The following is a 19207-nucleotide window of genomic DNA, read 5'->3' as shown; positions in this document are numbered from 1 at the left end:
GTACTCCTCGTTCCTACTGTTTGCCAAGCGCGCTGAGGCGAAGTATGGCATTCAAGCTCGGGATCTACTGGTGGAGCTGGGCCGTCGCGGCACGGTCGGTGGGCAGGAAGATATGATTGAAGATTTGGCGCTATCAATGTCAAAACTGAAATAACACTGCTAACTAAATACGCCCCAGTAAAGCTGTCCTGCAAATTTCACTCATAACAGCCTTTGCTGGGGTTATCCCTGACGAGACATAAACAATGCCGCTAAACATAATCAAACTGATCGCCCTCACCTCCTTACTACTCTCTTTTAGTCGATTATCTTACGCTGAAACCGTTATGTGAATAGCTAGTTGGCTGCCGCCCACCCATGTTCAAAACGCGGTGGTCTGGCCAACTTGGGGCAAATGGATCGAAGCAGCCACCGATGGCCGAGTTAAGGTCATGATCGAATACGGTCTTGGCCGACCTAAAAAGTAAAAAGATCCGTATCGGCGGTGGCGTACCCGCTGAAATTGGTCACCGTTTAGGCGTAACCCCGGTCGGTGCCCCAGCGCCTAAGGTTTATGAATTGCTGCAACAGGGTATTGTCGATGGCGTATTTCTCCCCATCGCTGAACAAAAGACCCTGCGTTTAAATGGCTAGGCAAAATATTGGCGCTCGTGATGCAACAAATATCATGCAATCTATATCAATATAATTGATCGGATAATGACGGCGCAATTGCACCCGAATCACTTCTTCTGCCACAATGTCCCTGCCGTGAGTACGGTAATAAGGAGATATTGATGTTACCTAAAATTAAAAAAATTCTTTATGCATCCGACATAGAGAAAGGTTCACGTCCAGCCCTACGTTCAGCGATCAGCCTCTGTGGTCAAGAACAGTCAGAAATTATCTATCTGCATGTTATCGAACCGCTCAGCGCCAGTACCCAGAGTGTCGTCAAAAGCATCATCAATGAGCATGACCTCAATGAACTTCATGATCAGAGTATTGAAAACCTGAAGCGCACGATGCAGACACGCTTAGAACGCTTTTATGTCGCTGAGATTGAAGCCCATGAACACCTAGAGCCACAAAATATCACTGCCCGTGTCGAAGAGGGTCAGCCTTGGAAGGTTATTCTGAAGGTGGCTGAAGAGATTGAGGCAGATGTCATTGTTATGGGCACCCGCACCCATTCGGCCGTCGGAGAGTTTTTACTAGGTTCAACCGCCAATAAGGTGATCCATCACTCAAAACGGCCGGTATTGATCGTGCCGTTATAAAACTTGCTTAGCAGCCCTTGCAAAGCGCTCTTTCGATAACTGCGCTTTGCGAATGACCTTAAGCCCACCGTTAACCTTGCCCAATTAAACAACGTTAAAAAGCAACAGTTAAAAACACGTTGACACAAAACATCTGAACTATTTCTACTTGCAACAGACTAATGCTTCAGCGTGACCAAAAAAACCAATAAAGCAACACTATAGATTCAGGTAACCACTTGAGTCGTCATTAACACTCATATCATGTTTGCAGTATCTGTACATATATTTGCAGTATTCAAATATTAGATTTTTATCAATCTGCGATCATAAAGCCTCATTTACATAATAAGAAAGAGGCTTCTCTTAGATGAAAAAACTTAATAAGCTAAGTATCGCAGTCTTAGCCGCAACCGCATCAACGTTTGTTAGCGCTGTGGAGCTGGGCGAGATTAAGGGTACAACATTCAGCATTGGCGGATATCTGAAAGCAGAAGCGATCTGGGGTATGCCAGATGTCGGTGATAACACCGTTGAGGGCACTGCACGCCAATCCCGTTTCAATATTAAGGCAGAGAAGAATGTCGACGGCCACAAAGTTGCCGGCTTTGTAGAAGCAGATTTCTGGGAAAACCAATCAAGCTATTCAACAACTCCAGGGCTGCGCTTACGCCACGCCTATATCAACATCGATGCTTTGACTGTAGGTCAAACGTGGAGCGGTAACTTTTTTGCCACCGCGCCTTTCGATGCCCGCATGATCAACTTCTTTGGCCCAGGCTGGGGTAGCATCGCCGGTAATGGCGGTACTGTTCGTCCAAGTATGGTGGCTCACTACCGTACTCATGGCTTCACACTATCAGCCGCCGAACCTCTTTATGATAACGCCTCCATGCCTGATCTCGTGGTCTCTTACGCTCAGCGTTTTGACGGCGGTAGCGGCTACAGCGCAGCGATTACGGCCCGTGAAGTAGAACAACTGAACGATGACTCGGAAGTCGGCGCCGCCGTTTCTTTCCAAGGTAAGCTGGCCGTCGGTAATGGTGCCCTGTTTGCAGGCGCATTCACCGGTAAAGGTCAGGGTGTCAACTCCGGCTTATGTGTGGGTGGTGCATGGAACCCAGGTATTACCGCCAGCTGTGATATCGATGCGTCTGGCGACCTTATCTCACAAACAGGTTACAGCGTTGGCGTCACTCAAAATCTGACACCTAGCCTAAACGGCACCCTGCGTTATGGTAAAGTTGAAGTTGATGATGCTGCAGACACCTCTGCCTTTATGACAACAGCAACACTGATGTATAGCTACCTGCCAGATCTCGACTTTGGTATTGAGTGGCGTGATCAAGACATGAAAAACCATCCTCTGCGTCCAGCGGGCCAGCAGGTTGAAGTCATGGCGATGTACAAGTTCTAAGTAAACGTTTAGTACCTTAGTCGCTACGAATGGAGATACTGGCCCCCTTCACCGGTATCTCTATTCACCTCAAACAAAGCATAACCCTCGCCCCGTAACCCTTTGTCTCCACACACTGATGCTAAGCACCGGCGTTAACTCCATTTCAAATACACCCAACTCGTCACTTTCCTTCGCCCGTCGCCTATCAAGCCCTTCCCTTATAGCAGCCCTCACTAATTTCTAATCGCTTGGCCCTTTAGTTTTGCTACCGACGACGACCGACAGCAACGTTTAATCTATGACAAAGCCTACCTAGCGGCACTGCACAAGATTAAGTAACGGCTCGATTAAGGGACTCAACCAAGGGGCTCGATTAAGATGCTAGATAAAGGGCTTTAAGCAGGTTTATGTCAGGCAAAAAAAAATGCGCCAACAGGCACATTTTAAAACACTCACGCTAAGCAAATATTAGGCTGACATCACGCTTGCAGTGCCTGACCTAGGGTTTTCGAACGGGTTACCGATGGTAACTCCCCCACCTGCTTACGGTAGAGCTGAGAAAACCGCCCAAGATTGGTAAAGCCATATTCCATCGCCACTTGGGTGATGCTACGGCTCGACTTTCGCGCACTTAACTCACGATGTACATGAACTATTTTACGTTGCTGCACATAGGATAATGGCGTCATGGATTCACTTTCACGAAACAGATAATACAACGACCGTTCGCTCATATGACAAACATCGATGAGACTCTTAACAGACAGGCTATGTTTGATATTGTTATCAATGTAATCGCGCAATTTTTCCATTGTTTTGTGTTTGCTGTGCCCACTGCTAGGACAGGACTCACTCTCAGCCAGTTCAGCATCAAGGAAACGGCAGATGATATCAACATAGTGACTCTGCACCTCCTGATCATGAAAGTCCTTGAGCTTTAACATATGCAGAATTAGCTCTTTTAGCGGTGTCGATGTCAGTAATATACGTCGCTCATTATCTACTTTGAGGCGCTGATCAGCATTGCGCTGACAGGTCGACTCGGTATCGATAATAAAATAATTCACAAACATACGTTGATGTACTTGAATACGGATCTCATTATTATTTTCATCCGTTAACAGATAGATAAGTAACTCATCACTACTTTCATCAGTGGCATAAACTATCTCTGTTTTTTTTGCTATGACAAGATCCTTTGCTCTGCCTTTCATCCTTAATTCAGAAAAATTCTTCATTACAACCCCGGACTATTAGATATTATTTTTATTATTTCCTTGCAGAAGATCAGGTGATCTTCCATTTTTCAATCTGGCTACTAGTTAATAATTAAACAACTAGATTTTTCAATATAATTAACAAGTTAACTATTTAAATTAAAAAAGGCCCCTTCATCAGAAGGGGCAACTGAGGAGAGCCACTCTTGGTAACTCCTAGCCTGAAACGGTTATAGCGAGATCACCTGAGAAGACGGTGAGGCACTATAGATATCGGCAACAATGTCAGCTCGATGGCTAATAACTGCATTCGAGTTCAACGACCCTTTATCGGTCATCTCATGGGCATCGATATCTGCTGGACGACTCTGCAGCACCAAGCTTTTGATGCGGGTTGAACTACCGGTACTTTTTTCAGCCATCGCCGTCAGGTGTTCCTGGAATACTTGGCGCACGGCGGCATGATTTACAATCTGTTCCTGACTCAGCTCACCCTCTTCGATATCGATAAGATGGCGACAGTGTTCAATATCCGGAAACACCAGTGCACTGATAAAGCCACGGTCTCGACCGACAATCACGACATCTTGAATATAAGGTGCAAACTCGTGAATCATGTGAGCCTTCAGGGTGCCAACACTCACCCAGGTACCGGTATCCAGTTTAAAGTCTTCAGACACCCGACCATCGAAATGAAACCCACGAGACGGTTGTGCTTCATCAATAAATTTCAGCGCATCGCCAAGGCAGTAGAAGCCCTCTTCATCGTACGCTTTAGCGGTTTGTTCCTCATCACGCCAGTAACCCGGCATAATGCTAACCCCTTTAATCCGCACTTCCATTTTACCCTGATTCGGAATCAGTTTAAGTTCAACACCGGGAATCGGCACTCCGACCACACCGGAAGCCGCCTCTTCGATTGAGGTGAACAGTGCCGAAGGAGCCGTTTCTGTTGCGCCTAAGCCCGTTAAGACCGGCACTTTACGACCCGTGTATTGCACTGACAGTGCCAACAGATCATCCCAAACATGCTGCGCAAGGCCCGCGCCGGCGTAAAACAACACCTGTAAATTAGAGAAGAAGACCTTTGCCATATCCGGGTGTTGCTTCAGCTCTTTTACTAGCAACTCATAACCCTTAGGCACATTAAAATAAATAGTGGGAGCGATCTCACGTAGATTATGCACGGTTTCAGCAATACCTTTCGGTACCGGCTTACCACCATCGATATAGAGCGAACCACCGTTATAGACCACCAAGCCAGTGTTTTTATTACCACCAAAGGTGTGGTTCCAGGGTAGCCAATCACACAGAACCGGCGGTTGCTGTTTTACAAATTGTAAGTACGTACCGATCATCTCCTGATTGGCACAAATCATCTGTTGAGTGTTGATCACCCCTTTCGGCATACCGGTTGAACCCGAGGTGAAGAGTAATTTCGCAATCGTATCGCCATTGACCGCGGCATTCGCCTTGGCCACTTCGTCCGTTAACGGTGTGGTCACGGCATCGGCAAAGAGGCTTAAATCAAAACGGAAATCATCAACACCATGATCCGCCTCAAATGCCAGCACACTGCAATCTGCTGGCATCACCGCGTCAATCGCATCACGGAATGGTCCGAGGTTTTCGACAAACACCAATCCTGGGGTCAGTTTTTCAGTGATATAACGCAACTTACCGAAGTCGGTGGAGATCAATGAATAAGCGGTCGAGATCGGAGAGTAAGGGATCCCCACATACATCGCCGCGAGACCAACCAGTAAGTGTGAAATACTGTTACCGGAAAGAATAACAATGGGACGCTCTGCCGATAGATTCTGATTTAGAAGATATTGCGACAGATGCTTAACCTGCACTAACGCCTCAGCATAAGTAACGGTTTGCCAGTGATGCTTATCTTCTGTGCGCTGCGCGACCATCACCTTATCCGGTGTAACCTCGGCCCAATGCTCCAGCTTATCGGTCATTTTTGTTGCATAGGCGGGCAACTCAGCGGCGGAACGAATCAACATAGAGCCATCGTCACGCTTATCGACGTTAACATCATATGTCACTACATTTACAGGAAGCACTTCTGCATTCATTGTTATTCTCGCTATCATTTTTTTAATCAGTTTCCGTCAGCAATACCGCTGGCTTACTCTTCTATCTGGTAATCTTGAATGCCCGTCCCAGCACTGATCACAGTATGATGCAGCGCCAACACTTTGGGCGTAAAGTGGGCGAAATAGAACCGACTCAACGCAATCAAGTTATTCAGATAATCCCTGTCTGTGCTTTGCAGTTTCTGCTTTTCAGCCGCCACCGCAGTGCGCATCATCATCCAGCTGCAACACGCAATACCGAGCAGTTCAAGGACATTTACCGCGCCACAAAGCAACGCTTCACGCCCCTCTTTACCCTGCTGTAAAATGTAGTCAGCGGTATCCTTTACCACCCTAATCATCTGCGTCAGCATCTCGGTCTCAGCCCCGGCACAATCCAATGCGCTATAGAGGGCAAAATCCGTTTCTATCTCGCTGACCAATGCAGTTAGCGCAGCCCCTTGATCGGCCAACACCTTACGAAAAACGAGATCATTAGCCTGAATACCGGTGGTACCTTCATAGATGGTGGTAACCCGAATATCTCGCATTAACTGGGCCACGCCGGTCTCTTCCACAAAACCCATACCACCAAAAATTTGAATGGTAGTACCGGCCATCTGATTGCCACTCTCGGTAGAAAAGGCTTTGAAAATGGGGGTCATCAAGGCAACAAATTGCAGATGCGCAGCGCGGTCTTGTGAATCAACCTCAGCAAGATCCAAACGTGATGCTATCTGATAACTCAAAGCGCGCAGAGCAGTCACTTGTGCTCTTAAGCCCATCAGCATCCGTTTAACATCCGGGTGCCGAGCAATCTGAACATTGGTTTCACCGGTTAACGCATCGCGTCCCTGGGTACGTTCGAGGCTGTATTCCAGTGCCCGCTGATAGCCCATCTCACCAATCGCGACACCCTGCTGACCGGTGCTCAAACGCGCTTCGTTCATCAGGATAAACATATACTCAAGGCCACGATTTTCTTCGCCGACCAACTCACCGATCGCGCCACCCTCATCACCATAACTGATGCTACAGGTGGGGCTGCCATGTAAGCCTGTCTTATGTTCGATCGAAACACAGCGCACATCATTCAGCTCACCACATTGGCCTGCTTCATCGACCTTATATTTCGGCACGATAAACAGAGAGACACCCTTGGCGCCTGCCGGAGAGTCCGGTGTTTTAGCCAACACCAGATGCACGATATTGTCGGTTAGATCATGTTCACCATAGGTGATATAGATCTTCTGACCACGGATCAGATAATTGCCATCCTCCTGACGAACCGCTCGGGTACGGGTGTTACCAAGATCAGACCCTGCTCCCGGCTCCGTTAAGGACATGCAGGTAGCCCACTCGCCGGTGACCAGCTTTTCCAGATAACGCTGTTTCAGCCGATCATCTTTAGCGGCTAGTAAAATTTCGGCGGCCCCTTGGGTCAAGGCTTGAAACATGACAAAACTGAGGTTAGAACTTAACCACATCTCATGTACTGCGGCGGCGATAAAGCGTGGTAAAGATTGCCCACCATACGCCTCGGGTAATGCTAAACCTAACCAACCATTATCACAGAACTGCTGATAAGCATCGGTCCAACCAGCTGGGGTCGTGACCGCCCCGTCATTGAAGTGACACCCTTCAATATCACCGGTTTGGTTTAAAGGGGACAGCACCTGACCGGCAAATTTTGCCGCTTCCTCAAGCACTGCCGCTAACAGTGGTGCATCGTAATCATCAAAATGCGCAAGCTGGTCAAATTGACGACTGTCGGCGACATGCTTTAACAGGAAATCCATATCTTTAAGCGGAGCAGAATAATTAGCCATCATAATGTCCTACTTAGCCGCCATCCGAATGGCCCCATCCAAACGAATCACTTCGCCGTTGAGCATGCAGTTTTCGATAATTTGCTGCACCAATTGCGCATATTCAGCAGGCTCACCTAGACGTGATGGAAATGGCACCGCCGCACCCAATGACGCTTGCACCTCTTCGGGTAGCACATCCATCATCGGCGTTTTAAAAATCCCTGGGGCAATGGTCATCACGCGAATACCAAATTGTGCCAACTCCCGCGCCAATGGCAGGGTCATCGAACACATCCCTCCTTTCGACGCGGCATAGGCGGCTTGACCGATCTGACCATCAAATGCAGCAACAGACGCGGTATTGATAATCACCCCGCGTTCGCCGGTTTCCTGTATTGGCTGCTCACTCATCACACTGGCCGCTAAACGAATCATATTGAAGGTCCCCAGCAAATTAACCTGTAGCGCACGGCTAAAGGTTTCTAAACGGTGCACACCTTTTTTACCTAACACCCGCTCAGCACCCGGAATACCCGCACAATTAACCAGACCGCTAAGGCTGCCAAAATGATTAACTGCGGTATCGATACAGTTTTGCGCCGATTCCTCATCGGTGATATCGGTTTTGCAAAAGACCCCATGAGGCGCCAACGAAGCCGCAACGGCATCGCCTCGCTCTTCATTAATATCGGCCAGTACCACCGATGCGCCTTGGTCAACTAAGTGCCGCGCTACGGCTTCACCTAGACCGGAGCTTGCACCCGTGACGATAAAAACCTTTTGCTTGATATCCATTATCCGTGTCCTCAGTTCTTCTTTTATTCAGCAATAATCAACTGTGTTGTAGTAAGGGCCGGCGTTTTTTATCAAAGGTAAATTGCACTTTACTCTGAGCCGACAAACGCGCTGGTTATTTCTTTTTCCGATTCAGGAACTGACCAATACGCTCCTGCACTTCAGGGCTGGTTTGGGTCATCCCGGCCAATAGAGACTCGGTAAACATACCGTCATCCATCGACATACTTTCAATGCGGGATAAACCGCTCACCATGGCAAAATTCGATAGCCGTGAATTCTGCGCAATCGACTTAGCCAGCTCAGTCGCTTTTTCCAGCGCCGTGCCCTTAGCAACACAGTAATGGGCAAGGCCTAAACGCTCACCATCGACCGCATCATAGGTACGACCCGTCAGCATCATGTCCATCATTCGACTGGCACCCAAGATCCGCCCAACTCGCACCGATGCACCGCCGCCAACGAAGATACCGTGACGCCCTTCTGGCAAACGGAAATAGGTTGTTTCATCGGCCACCCGAACATGGGCGCTCGATGCCAGTTCTAAACCACCGCCGATGACTGCACCGTGTAACGCAGCCACCACGGGAATAGTTGAATTCGCGATGCGACCAAATACGCGGTGCCACATACGAGAGTGCTGCACGACACCATAAGGGTCACGGGCAACGTGCTCGGACAGATCTAGCCCAGAACAGAACTCAGGGCCATTACCCGAGATCAAAACCACCGCAACCTCTTCCGGCATATTGATAAACACATCTTCGATTTCCAGAAGAAGCGCATCGTTGATCGCATTCTTCTTTGCCGGACGATTCAATTGCAAATGGCCAATATCAGCCTCTACAGAAAACTCAATAAAACGGTACTCGGCCATTCGCCACCTCAGAAAAAATAAGCCGTATCAGCTTGTATAGTGTTGTTGTTGGTTATGTTTATATAAAACATTGTTTATATAGTCAACAATATTATTTGTAAAACATTACCCTCTAATCTCAATCATAACCCGTCAGCCACTCGCCTTAGTTACTTAACTTGTTAATTAAAAAAGGAAATATCTTGATCCGCGTTTTCCCGTCCGATGAGCAACAAAAATTAGACCCTGAGGCGCCTGAATTTGATGTATATGTTTTATACAGACAATTGTTGCACTACTAAACAGTTTATGTATAAATACACCCACCAGCTCGCTGGAATCCTAAAACAATAAAGAAACCTAAGGGATATAAACATGGGCATTAAAAAGACTTTCAGACAATCACTTATCGCATGTGCGCTGGTACTCGGTTCCAGCAGTGCTATGTCTGCCGATGCAGAATACACATTTAAACTGCATCACTTTCTACCGCCACCTTCTATGGCTCACTCTCAATTCCTTAAGCCTTGGGCTGATAAGGTCATGAAAGAGTCTAATGGCCGAATCAAGATCGACGTTTATCCATCAATGCAGCTTGGCGGTAAGCCCCCAGCGCTGTTTGATCAGGTGCGTAAAGGCATCGTGGATATGTCTTGGACCGTTGGTGGCTATACTCCTGGGCGTTTCCCTAAAGCCACGGTGTTTGAGCTACCCTTTATGGCCAGCAAAGCAAAACCGATGAGCATGGCGATTCAAGAATACGCTGAACAAGAGATGGCCGATGAGCTAAAAGATGTTCATTTGCTTGCGATGCATGTGCATGCCCCGGGCTCACTGCACTCCCGTGAAAAAGCTATCCACACCGCTGAAGACCTAAAAGGGATGACACTGCGAGCACCTAACAAGATCATGGCCGAAGCCTTTTCAAAACTAGGCGCTAACTCTGTCTTTATGCCGGTGCCACAGATGCCTAGCGCACTCTCGAAAGGTGTACTAGATATTGCGGTATTACCCTTTGAGGTGGTTAAACCACTGAAAATCCATCAACTGGTTAAACACCACACTGAGATCCCTGGCAAGCGCGGCCTGTATGCTAACTTCTTCCTGTTCACCATGAATAAAGAGGCCTATGCCAAGCTGCCGGCAGACCTGCAAAAAGTAATCGACAACAACTCAGGCATCGAACTGGCCGCACATATTGGCGAACTGTTTGATGAATCTGAAGCGATGGGGCGTCAAGCGGCTGTTGATCAGGGTAATGAGTTCTATACCTTGCCAGAAGCTGAAATTGCTAGCTGGAAGTCTCAAATTAACTTCATCACTGAAGATTGGTTGACAGAGATGAAGTCTGACGGTTATCAATCCCAAGCTCTGCTCGACAAAGCTAACGCGCTGATTACTAAGTACGAAGCGGCCAACAAGTAAGAGGCCTTACCTATGTTTACTCTGCTTAGTCAAACGAAGAGCGGAATCGCATTCATCTCCCGTCAGCTCGCGCTGGTGGGAGGTATCATTATGATTCTGCTCGCACTCATGACAGTTGCCAGTATTATCGGCCGTGCTTTTCTGGGCATCACGGTACAGGGTGACTACGAAATGGTTGAGATGGGGCTCGCTATCTCAATTTTTCTCTTCTTGACCGAGTGCCAGTTACATAAAGGGCACGTAATTGTCGATTTTTTCACCCTCAATATGGCCAAGCGAAAGATCTACTTTCTCGATGCCGTCGGTAATCTGATGTTTACCCTGATTGCCGCCACACTGGCTTGGCAGATGTATCTGGGAGGCTTGGATATGTTCGAATACAACGAACAGACCATGATTCTCGAACTACCGGTCTGGATAGCTTACATTCCAGCCGTATTTTCCGTTTCACTTCTCACCCTCTGCTGCTTCATTGATACAGTGCTGGGCTTCCGGGAGTATTCACGATCATGAGCAATATTGAACTTGCCCTATCCATGCTGGCATTGCTTCTGGTGCTGATGTCTATTCGTATACCGATCGCAGTGGCGATGCTATCTTGCGGCGCATTGGGCTATACCATTCTGGCGGGGTTTCCCACCACACTGAACTATTTGAGCACCGTCCCCTATTCTAAATTTTCCAGTTATGACCTATCGGTTGTACCGTTGTTTCTGTTGATGGGCGAATTGGCCACTCGGGCGGGCATCACCTCCGAACTATTTCGCACCTGTAATACCTGGGTCGGACAGTTTAAAGGCGGCCTCGCAATGGCTTCGATTTCAGGTTGTGCCGCCTTTGGTGCGATTTGTGGTTCATCGTTAGCAACGGCTTCGACTATGGGTCAAGTTGCGCTGCCTGAAATGAAAAAGAATAACTATGCCGGTGGCTTAGCGGCGGGTTGTCTTGCGGCTGGTGGCACACTGGGGATCTTGATTCCTCCCTCAATGGTACTGATTATCTTCGCCGTGCTCACCGAGCAAAACATTTCTAAAATGTTTATCGCCGCCTTTGTACCCGGCATTCTGGCCGCGGTTGGCTATATCTTGGCGATCGCTATTTATGTGCGTATCTTTCCTAAATCAGGCCCTCGTGGGCAAAAAACCACCTTTATGGAGAAGATTAAATCTACCGCTGATGTCTGGCATATCAGCCTGATCTTTTTGATCGTCTTAGGCGGTATCTATCTCGGTATTTTTACTCCGACAGAAGCGGCGGCCGTTGGGGTGGTATTAACCGGTATTCTGGCACTGACCCACGGCAAACTGACCTTCGATCAGCTCAAGAGCTGCATCATCAGAACGGCCGTTTCCAGTGCCATGATCTTTATGATCATTCTCGGAGCTGATCTATTCAGTGTTTTTATCGCCCTGACGAACTTGCCTAACCTCGGCGCAGAATTACTGTTAGACGCGCAGATGTCCCCTTATCTGATTCTTGCACTAATGCTGCTAAGCTACTTCATACTGGGTTGTTTCATGGATAGCCTAGCGATGATTTTGCTGACCATTCCAATCTACTTCCCGATTATCGTGGCGATGGATTTTGGCATGTCGGTCGAAGACACCGGTATCTGGTTTGGTATTCTGGCGTTGGTGGTCGTTGAAGTTGGGCTGATCACCCCTCCGGTCGGCATGAATGTATTTATTATTAATTCGTTTGATAAATCACTGTCGCTGAAAGAAAGCTTCAGAGGCGTAGTGCCCTTTATCATGTCGGATATGACACGGGTTGCGTTGCTGGTACTGTTCCCGCCAATTACTCTGTCACTGGTGCATATACTGAGTTAACCGAAGCAATACCCGCTACCGTCACCGCATTGATGGCGGCGGGTCATCCGAATAGAGACAAATTAGACCGTTACAGTGAACACTAAAATAAGCTGTCAGCGTTCCCTAAAGAATATTTAAGAGATAGGTGGCTACAATGAATATCGATGACATTATCGCGATAGATTTCCATACCCATGCTGAAGAGCCCTGCACATGCTTGCGCGATGATGGCTATTATGAATTCCAACAGGACTTCGCCAAATACTTCAAAAATCCAGCGGGGCACAACATGCTGCCGACGATTGAAGAAACGGCCGCTTATTACCGTGATCGTAAAATTGCCTGTGTGCTATTCCCCGTGGATGCTGAACGGGAAACCGGTTTCCGTCGCTACGAAAACGAAGAGGTGGCACGCCTAGCCGCCGATAATAGCGACATCATCATCCCATTTGCCTCCATCGACCCTGCTAAGGGGCGTATGGGCGCCCGTGAAGCCCGTCGTCTAGTCCGTGATTTTGGTGTCCGCGGATTCAAGTTTCACCCGACCATGCAAGGCTTTTACCCTAATGACCGCGCCGCGTATGTCCTTTATGAAGCGATTGCTGAAGAAGGTGCGGTGGCACTGTTCCATACCGGCCAAACCGGCGTGGGTGCGGGTAGCCGAGGCGGTATGAATATGCGCCTAAAATATTCTAACCCGATGTATATTGATGATGTGGCGGCTGATTTTCCGGATATGCCGATTGTCATGGCTCACCCCTCTTTCCCTTGGCAGGAAGAAGCCCTATCCGTTGCCACCCACAAACCTAATGTCTATATCGATATGTCGGGTTGGTCACCTAAATATTTCCCGAAAATTTTGATTCAGTACGCCAACTCACTGCTAAAAGACAAGATGCTATTTGGTTCTGATTGGCCCGTCATCACCCCAGATCGCTGGTTGAAAGACTTTGAAACCATTGGTATTAAAGATGAGGTGCGACCAAAGATTCTTAAAGAGAATGCGGTCAAGCTGCTGAAACTATAAACCAGCCGCTGCGCTAACAAAAAAGCCCTAGCAAAAATAATGTTGCTAGGGCTTTTTTATATTCGGCATAACGACTATTCAACCTTAGTGGATGGCGAATGCTTGGCGAAACGATCAAGAATATCGAGTAACAATACCTTTTCACTCTCATTCAAGGTGTCGGTGAAGTCTTTCTCATGGGCTAACACCTGAGCCACTAACTCTTTATAAAATGTTTCACCGTGAGGTGTCAAAAACAGTGCATGGGAACGTCGGTCTTTTACCGAAGGCTTGCGCTCAACCACGTTCATCGCTTCGAGCCGGTCAACCACACTGACCATTGCCGAACGATCATTACCCAGCGCGTTAGCGATAGCTGTCTGCGTCAAGCCCGGATTACGTTCAACAATAGACAACACCCCAAACAAACCCGGGGTAATGCCAAATTTAAGGCAACGATCGGTGAAATGGTTAAATACGGTGACCTGAGCACGTCTAAGCTTGTATCCGACCAGTGTATCTAAAATACCGTAATCGATCTCTTCCGCTGAACTTTGATTAGCCATTAAATTATTTACTTTATTAACAATTGTAATTAAAGCAATTATAAAGGATTTAGCACGTCAAAAACACCTGTTAAAGCAACGACTAAACGGACACTCATCGACAGACTAAAGCATATCGTTCAGGACCGTAACCTGAACTATCACGATCACACAGTCTGACCAACAAAGGCAACCCACTTAGCTCATCAGCTTTGATTAAGCCGCCAGCGGGTGATCATGAAAAACATGGCGACTCTCAATCAGCGCTTTAGGACAATGGCTGCGCACCTGTTTATAGACCTCGGGTAATAACTCCACCGCAACATCCACAATCAATAGAATCTGCCCGGCATCCAGTGCATGCTGATACTTATTCAAATCCGCATTCGGAGTACTTTCACCAATGTTTTTACCGATCAAACCGCCAAACAGTGAGCCGATAACCGTTAACAACAGAATAGCAATAGGGCCAAACTCAACGTCAAAGATCACCGCGCCATAGCTAACCATCCCCAGTATCAGTCCCAAAACACCCCCGGCAACAATACCCCAGTTGAAATCAGACTCTAGCTCCGATGTTTCCATTTCGGTGGCTTCATGCAGATGGGCTTGCTGCAACGCGTTATGATCCCGACCCAGCAGATGAATGGCGGCATCATTAATCGTTAATTCATGTAACGACTCAACCACTCTCTCAGCATGTTCCAGATCCGGCGCTAAAAACACTAAACGTTTCATCTTCTACCTCCCGGCGCGAACGGCCGTTGTGAATTATAAAAGTATAGTTCAGCGGTCGCTTTTCGAGGCCCGTCAAGCTAAACAGTCATTCACCTGTTTATTCATGATCAGAAGGGTCATAGGCATTCACAACAGCGACTCTCGCATTCACTTTTTGCAATAAAGAGATCAACGTGTCCTGCTCTGCCGGTGTTAACCCTTCAAGTAACAATGCTTCGCGCTGCAGCGCGATCTGCAGAATTTGATCATGGACTCCTTCACCACTCGGTGTCAGACTAATCAGTACTGAACGTCCGTCGGTTTCGTCCTTAACAAAAGTAACATAGTCGTCTTCTTTTAAGAGTTTCAATGCCCGACTTACTGCAGCCTTATCTAGACCTATTACTTGGCAGATCCGGTTTGCCGTTATATTGCTTTCTACCCTCAGTAACGCGAGAACTCGCCACTCAACAACGCCAACATCGAAGTGTTTCCGATAACAGGCTGAAGCACCACTCGAGAGCTTATTAGCGAGGAATGTAACCAGCGCAGGGACATAACGATCAAGATCCAACTTATTTCTGTGTACTGATAAAGATGTCGTTGTCATTTAGTTAGAGCCTCGCTACCCCGTTTCTGCGCGACTTAAAGCTCAGTCCAAAAGCCGCCGGACAAATATAGCACAACATATTGATTTCATTTTAGTAAACCAAAAAGCTGATAAAAACCTGCCAATCTAGTTGACGCCTCAACTAGATTTCAAGTATCGTTGAGGTGTCAACTAAATAACCACGCAGCGCCTGTCAGATATCTAGGTTAACTAACGGGCACTAGAGCGATCGATAAAAAACAAAAAAACTTATTAAAATAAGAGGTTGAAAATGACCGTTCAACAGATCAAAACAGCCGATGTGGCGGATATTCAAGCCGCTAAGCATGCAAAATTTCCACTGAATATGTGGTACGTCGCAGCACTCAGCAAAGAGGTACAGGATAAACCACTCGGGCGTACCCTGCTAAATCATCCGATCGTTTTTTACCGCACTCCAAGCGGTCAGGTAAGTGCTCTCGAAGATCGCTGCTGCCACCGAGATCTACCACTCTCCCTCGGTACTATTGATAAAGACGGTATTCGTTGTGGTTATCACGGCTTGCTATTTGATGGCACCGGCAAGTGCATTGAGGTGCCTGGTCAGAGCAAAATACCTTCTAAAGCGATTATCTCGGCCTATCCTGTTAAAGAACAAGGCGCGCTGATTTGGATCTGGTTTGGCTCTGAAGGTAACGCCGAGCCAACCTGTGAACCCCCAACGTATGATGTTCATACCGATGAACGCTATCTATACGATGGTGATAAATACCACTATCAAGCCCCCTATCAACTGATCCACGATAACTTACTCGACCTGAGCCATCTCGGTTATGTCCATCTGCATACCATTGGCGGCAACGCTAAGCTGCATATGAATGCAGAAATGACCGTCGAAGCGAAAGGTGATTCGGTAAAGGTTGTTCGCAAGATGCCTAACTCGACACCACCACCCACCTACACCGCGGCTTACCCGTTTAAAGGTAACGTTGACCGCTGGCAAGAGATTATCTTCCACCCTTCGCATCTCGAAATATGGACCGGTGCCGTCGATGTCAATACAGCATCGCTAGATGACCCCGAACGAGGTGGTTTTCATCTTAAAGGCTTCCACGCGGTCACTCCGGAGACTGATGAGACCTGTTTCTATATCTGGACTCAAGCAAGTAACCCCAGCAGTCAACCCATGGAAAGCATGAAACTGATTATTGACCAGTCGGCAATGACCTTTGATGAAGATAAAGTCGTTATCGAAGCCCAGTACGCCAACATGAAGCGCTTTGCTGATAAGCCGATGATCGATATTCATGTAGACGTGGGCGCTAATCGCGCCAGAAGAATTATTGCCCGACTGAAAAAGCAAAAGCAGGCTTAGCCCTTAGTGAGCCCCCGTTACGTCTAAAAATATAAATAATAACAGGACGCCAAAATGAAACTAACAACCGTTCTAGCTGCCGCACTCACCAGCTGTATGGCAATCAATGCCGCCCACGCCGATGTTCATAAACTTCGTTTAGGCCACTTCTGGCCTCCCGGTTCTAGTGTTGATAACGTTATCAGCGATTGGGCCGACAAGGTTAAAACTGAATCCCAAGGCGAGTTAGAAATAGAGATCTATCCTTCTCAAACCCTCGCTAAAGCGCCGCAAAGTTATACCGCCACCGTCAATGGCATCATGGATATCACCGTGACTGCACAGGGTTATATGGCAGGCCGCTTTCCCATTACCCAAGTAATAGAACTACCCGGTATCGTGAAAACCGCTGAAAATGCCAGCTGCGTATTGCAAACACTGTATGAGAACAAGCTGATCGATAATGAATATCAAGATACCCACCCGCTATTTTTCTTTGCCCACGGCCCTGGCCACCTTCATACAAACGCAAAACAAATATTAACACCGGAGGATGTTAACGGCCTGCGTATCCGGCGGGCAACCACCGTTGTTGCTGAAATATTAACGTCGCTCGGCGCTCAACCGATCGGCATGCCCGCGCCGGAAACCTATACTGCGGCCCAACGCAAAGTCATCGATGGCGTTGCTTTTCCTTGGCAAGCGATGAAAGACTTTCGCTTGAACGAGCAGTTAAGTTCACACACGGAGCTAGCACTTTATACCCTAGCCTTTATCGCCACCATGAATAACAACGCCTATGCGAGATTACCAGACAAACTCAAAGCCGTAATCGACCAAAACAGTGGTATGACTTGGGCCCGCACGATGGGGCGAAAACTAGATGACCTCGATGCCGCGGGACGTGCTGAAGCAGTAGCGGCAGGGCATACGATCAATACAATTGATAAGTTAACGGAGAATCCACAATGGAAAACCGTGCTAGAGAAAGTGGTTAACGACTACCTTGAGGCTAACAATAACGCGCCGATAAACGCCGAAACGGTCTATCAAAAGGCCCTCGAATATAAACAGGCCTGTTCATAACCTAGCCCTAGTTTAACTATTCAAGCCTCACGTAATAAACCCACCGGAGGGTGGGTTTATTAAGCACAATCAAGACTGGTATTAATCTATCGTTAACATCATTCCATAGCCATTACACTTGCTGACTATCTTTTTTTATCACCGTTCCTTTGCCGATAAAGCGCGCTCACCATTTTGTTAGCTACCTTTCAGGCTTGTTAATACAATGCTTAAACACCAGGCCTGACAATCATGTCTCACAGTGTTGGCGTAACTCTTTCGCCTTTGCATAGACCGCCCTAGCCGGCAGGTCTTTGCTTTCCAGCTCATCGAGGTAGTTGTCCGTTGCCTTTACTAATGCAGGACGCCATGCCTGTTGAATAGCCGTATCAAATTCAATGACCTCATCCCCCATTGCTTTAGCGTCTATCCGCGATTCATGATCAACACGATCAAAGATCTTGGCCATATACTGAGACCATTTCTGGCCAGAGTGATCATCGATAACCCTCTGCAGATCCTCTGGCAAACGCTGATAAACGTCCTTATTCATCGTTACCACAAAGCTTAACGAATAGAGATTCAGCTCCGTATGAGAATCCACCACATCATTCAGGCGAAAAACCTTAGCGCCGTCCCAAGAGATGGCCACCCCATCAATCACACCTCGTTGTAACGCTGTGTATGCATCAGGGGCGGGCATGCCTACTGGCTTGGCCCCTAAATCTTGCAACAATTGACCCACCACTGTAGTCGGTCGACGAATTCGCAACCCTGCAATATCTTCAGGTTTGAGCACCTTTTTACCATTCATATGCAGATGCCCCGCGCCATTAGTCCAGACAAACAGCACATGGGTATCATCATACTCAGCGGCAATATCGCCATCATCATAGAGAGTCTGCAAAATGCAAGAGCCTTGGGAGCCACTAGCAACCATACCCGGTAACTCAATGACTTGGGTTAAGGGATAACGATTAGCACTATACCCCTGAACCGTTGCCGTCATATCGGCAACCTGATTCACCACCGCATCATAGGCTTTCGCCGCCTTTGCCAAGGTTTGTGCCGGATAAAACTCCACCTTTATACGCCCATCAGATGCTTCCGTTAAAGAGTCGCTCCAGGCGGCTAAGCCTTTATGAATATCAGATCCACCGGGCCAAGGATGAGCAAAGCGCAAGTTATAATCTGCCGCTATCGCTGAACTGACCGATGCACCCAACATCCCACAGACCATAGCGGTGATACCCATATATTTTTTTAGCGTCATAGCAGCACATTCCTATTGT

Annotated in this window: 18 protein-coding genes and 1 pseudogene; 10 read left to right on the top strand and 9 right to left on the bottom strand. The window is 47.7% G+C overall.

The genetic code is table 11. From position 1 onward, the window contains the following. From ACN0T0_RS17705 to ACN0T0_RS17690, 4 genes and pseudogenes are all read left to right on the top strand, one after another. Positions 1 to 154, top strand: a pseudogene (locus tag ACN0T0_RS17705) (4-hydroxy-2-oxovalerate aldolase); the annotation flags it as partial. A 293-nt stretch (positions 155 to 447) separates the two neighbouring features. Continuing rightward, positions 448 to 633 carry a hypothetical protein gene (locus ACN0T0_RS17700; protein WP_417228060.1) on the top strand — a complete coding sequence of 62 codons (186 nt, stop codon included), beginning with the start codon at positions 448 to 450 and terminating at the stop codon, positions 631 to 633. Between the two features lie 143 nt (positions 634 to 776). After that, positions 777 to 1259, top strand: a complete 483-nt coding sequence (locus ACN0T0_RS17695; RefSeq protein WP_417228059.1) for a universal stress protein — start codon at positions 777 to 779, stop codon at positions 1257 to 1259. Between the two features lie 349 nt (positions 1260 to 1608). Beyond that, positions 1609 to 2655, top strand: coding sequence for a hypothetical protein (locus ACN0T0_RS17690; protein WP_417228058.1), 1047 nt, complete (start codon positions 1609 to 1611; stop codon positions 2653 to 2655). 461 nt (positions 2656 to 3116) lie between these two features. On the opposite strand, the gene ACN0T0_RS17685 is transcribed toward ACN0T0_RS17690, so the two are convergent. The 5 genes from ACN0T0_RS17685 to ACN0T0_RS17665 form a co-directional block, all read right to left on the bottom strand. Then, positions 3117 to 3875, bottom strand: a complete 759-nt coding sequence (locus ACN0T0_RS17685; protein ID WP_417228057.1) for a helix-turn-helix domain-containing protein — start codon at positions 3873 to 3875, stop codon at positions 3117 to 3119. Positions 3876 to 4084: 209 nt separating this feature from the next. After that, positions 4085 to 5941, bottom strand: a complete 1857-nt coding sequence (locus tag ACN0T0_RS17680; RefSeq protein ID WP_417228056.1) for a feruloyl-CoA synthase — start codon at positions 5939 to 5941, stop codon at positions 4085 to 4087. Positions 5942 to 5994: 53 nt separating this feature from the next. Continuing rightward, positions 5995 to 7770 (bottom strand): acyl-CoA dehydrogenase, encoded by a 1776-nt coding sequence (locus tag ACN0T0_RS17675; RefSeq protein WP_417228055.1) that lies wholly within the window; start codon positions 7768 to 7770, stop codon positions 5995 to 5997. Positions 7771 to 7779: 9 nt separating this feature from the next. Next, positions 7780 to 8547: a 3-hydroxyacyl-CoA dehydrogenase gene (locus ACN0T0_RS17670; protein ID WP_417228054.1), complete on the bottom strand. Its 768-nt coding sequence runs from the start codon at positions 8545 to 8547 to the stop codon at positions 7780 to 7782. Positions 8548 to 8662: 115 nt separating this feature from the next. After that, on the bottom strand, positions 8663 to 9424 hold the full coding sequence (locus tag ACN0T0_RS17665; RefSeq protein WP_417228053.1) for a crotonase/enoyl-CoA hydratase family protein: 762 nt from the start codon (positions 9422 to 9424) through the stop codon (positions 8663 to 8665). A gap of 354 nt (positions 9425 to 9778) precedes the next feature. On the opposite strand from ACN0T0_RS17665, the gene ACN0T0_RS17660 reads away from it, so the two are divergent. The 4 genes from ACN0T0_RS17660 to ACN0T0_RS17645 all read left to right on the top strand — a co-directional run bounded on the left by ACN0T0_RS17660 (position 9779) and on the right by ACN0T0_RS17645 (position 13666). Next, a complete protein-coding gene (locus ACN0T0_RS17660; RefSeq protein ID WP_417228052.1) occupies positions 9779 to 10828 on the top strand; it encodes a TRAP transporter substrate-binding protein in 1050 nt (349 codons plus the stop codon). Positions 10829 to 10840: 12 nt separating this feature from the next. Next, positions 10841 to 11341 (top strand): TRAP transporter small permease, encoded by a 501-nt coding sequence (locus ACN0T0_RS17655; RefSeq protein ID WP_417228051.1) that lies wholly within the window; start codon positions 10841 to 10843, stop codon positions 11339 to 11341. After that, positions 11338 to 12657 carry a TRAP transporter large permease gene (locus tag ACN0T0_RS17650; RefSeq protein WP_417228050.1) on the top strand — a complete coding sequence of 440 codons (1320 nt, stop codon included), beginning with the start codon at positions 11338 to 11340 and terminating at the stop codon, positions 12655 to 12657. Before ACN0T0_RS17655 ends, ACN0T0_RS17650 begins: the two co-directional genes overlap by 4 nt. Before the next feature lie 136 nt (positions 12658 to 12793). Next, a complete protein-coding gene (locus ACN0T0_RS17645; RefSeq protein WP_417228049.1) occupies positions 12794 to 13666 on the top strand; it encodes an amidohydrolase family protein in 873 nt (290 codons plus the stop codon). 74 nt (positions 13667 to 13740) lie between these two features. Here ACN0T0_RS17645 and ACN0T0_RS17640 read toward each other — a convergent pair whose 3' ends face one another. The 3 genes from ACN0T0_RS17640 to ACN0T0_RS17630 form a co-directional block, all read right to left on the bottom strand. Continuing rightward, positions 13741 to 14211: a MarR family winged helix-turn-helix transcriptional regulator gene (locus tag ACN0T0_RS17640; RefSeq protein WP_417228048.1), complete on the bottom strand. Its 471-nt coding sequence runs from the start codon at positions 14209 to 14211 to the stop codon at positions 13741 to 13743. A gap of 195 nt (positions 14212 to 14406) precedes the next feature. Next, positions 14407 to 14928 (bottom strand): hypothetical protein, encoded by a 522-nt coding sequence (locus tag ACN0T0_RS17635; RefSeq protein WP_417228047.1) that lies wholly within the window; start codon positions 14926 to 14928, stop codon positions 14407 to 14409. A gap of 97 nt (positions 14929 to 15025) precedes the next feature. Then, the gene (locus ACN0T0_RS17630; protein WP_417228046.1) at positions 15026 to 15517 is read right to left on the bottom strand and encodes a MarR family winged helix-turn-helix transcriptional regulator; all 492 of its coding nucleotides are present in this window, start codon (positions 15515 to 15517) and stop codon (positions 15026 to 15028) included. Between the two features lie 271 nt (positions 15518 to 15788). Here ACN0T0_RS17630 and ACN0T0_RS17625 point away from each other — a divergent pair, with 271 nt between their 5' ends. Continuing rightward, entirely contained in the window at positions 15789 to 16871 is a 1083-nt protein-coding gene (locus ACN0T0_RS17625; protein WP_417228045.1) for a Rieske 2Fe-2S domain-containing protein, read from the top strand. Positions 16872 to 16925: 54 nt separating this feature from the next. Beyond that, on the top strand, positions 16926 to 17936 hold the full coding sequence (locus ACN0T0_RS17620) for a TRAP transporter substrate-binding protein (protein ID WP_417228044.1): 1011 nt from the start codon (positions 16926 to 16928) through the stop codon (positions 17934 to 17936). A 229-nt stretch (positions 17937 to 18165) separates the two neighbouring features. Here ACN0T0_RS17620 and ACN0T0_RS17615 read toward each other — a convergent pair whose 3' ends face one another. Next, positions 18166 to 19188 (bottom strand): TRAP transporter substrate-binding protein, encoded by a 1023-nt coding sequence (locus tag ACN0T0_RS17615; protein WP_417228043.1) that lies wholly within the window; start codon positions 19186 to 19188, stop codon positions 18166 to 18168. Positions 19189 to 19207: the final 19 nt, after the last annotated feature.

Origin of the sequence: Amphritea sp. (assembly GCF_048266285.1) — a bacterium.
Taxonomy (GTDB): domain Bacteria; phylum Pseudomonadota; class Gammaproteobacteria; order Pseudomonadales; family Balneatricaceae; genus Amphritea.
Note: the sequence above shows the minus strand (reverse complement) of the source record. Positions and strands in the feature narration are given on the sequence as shown.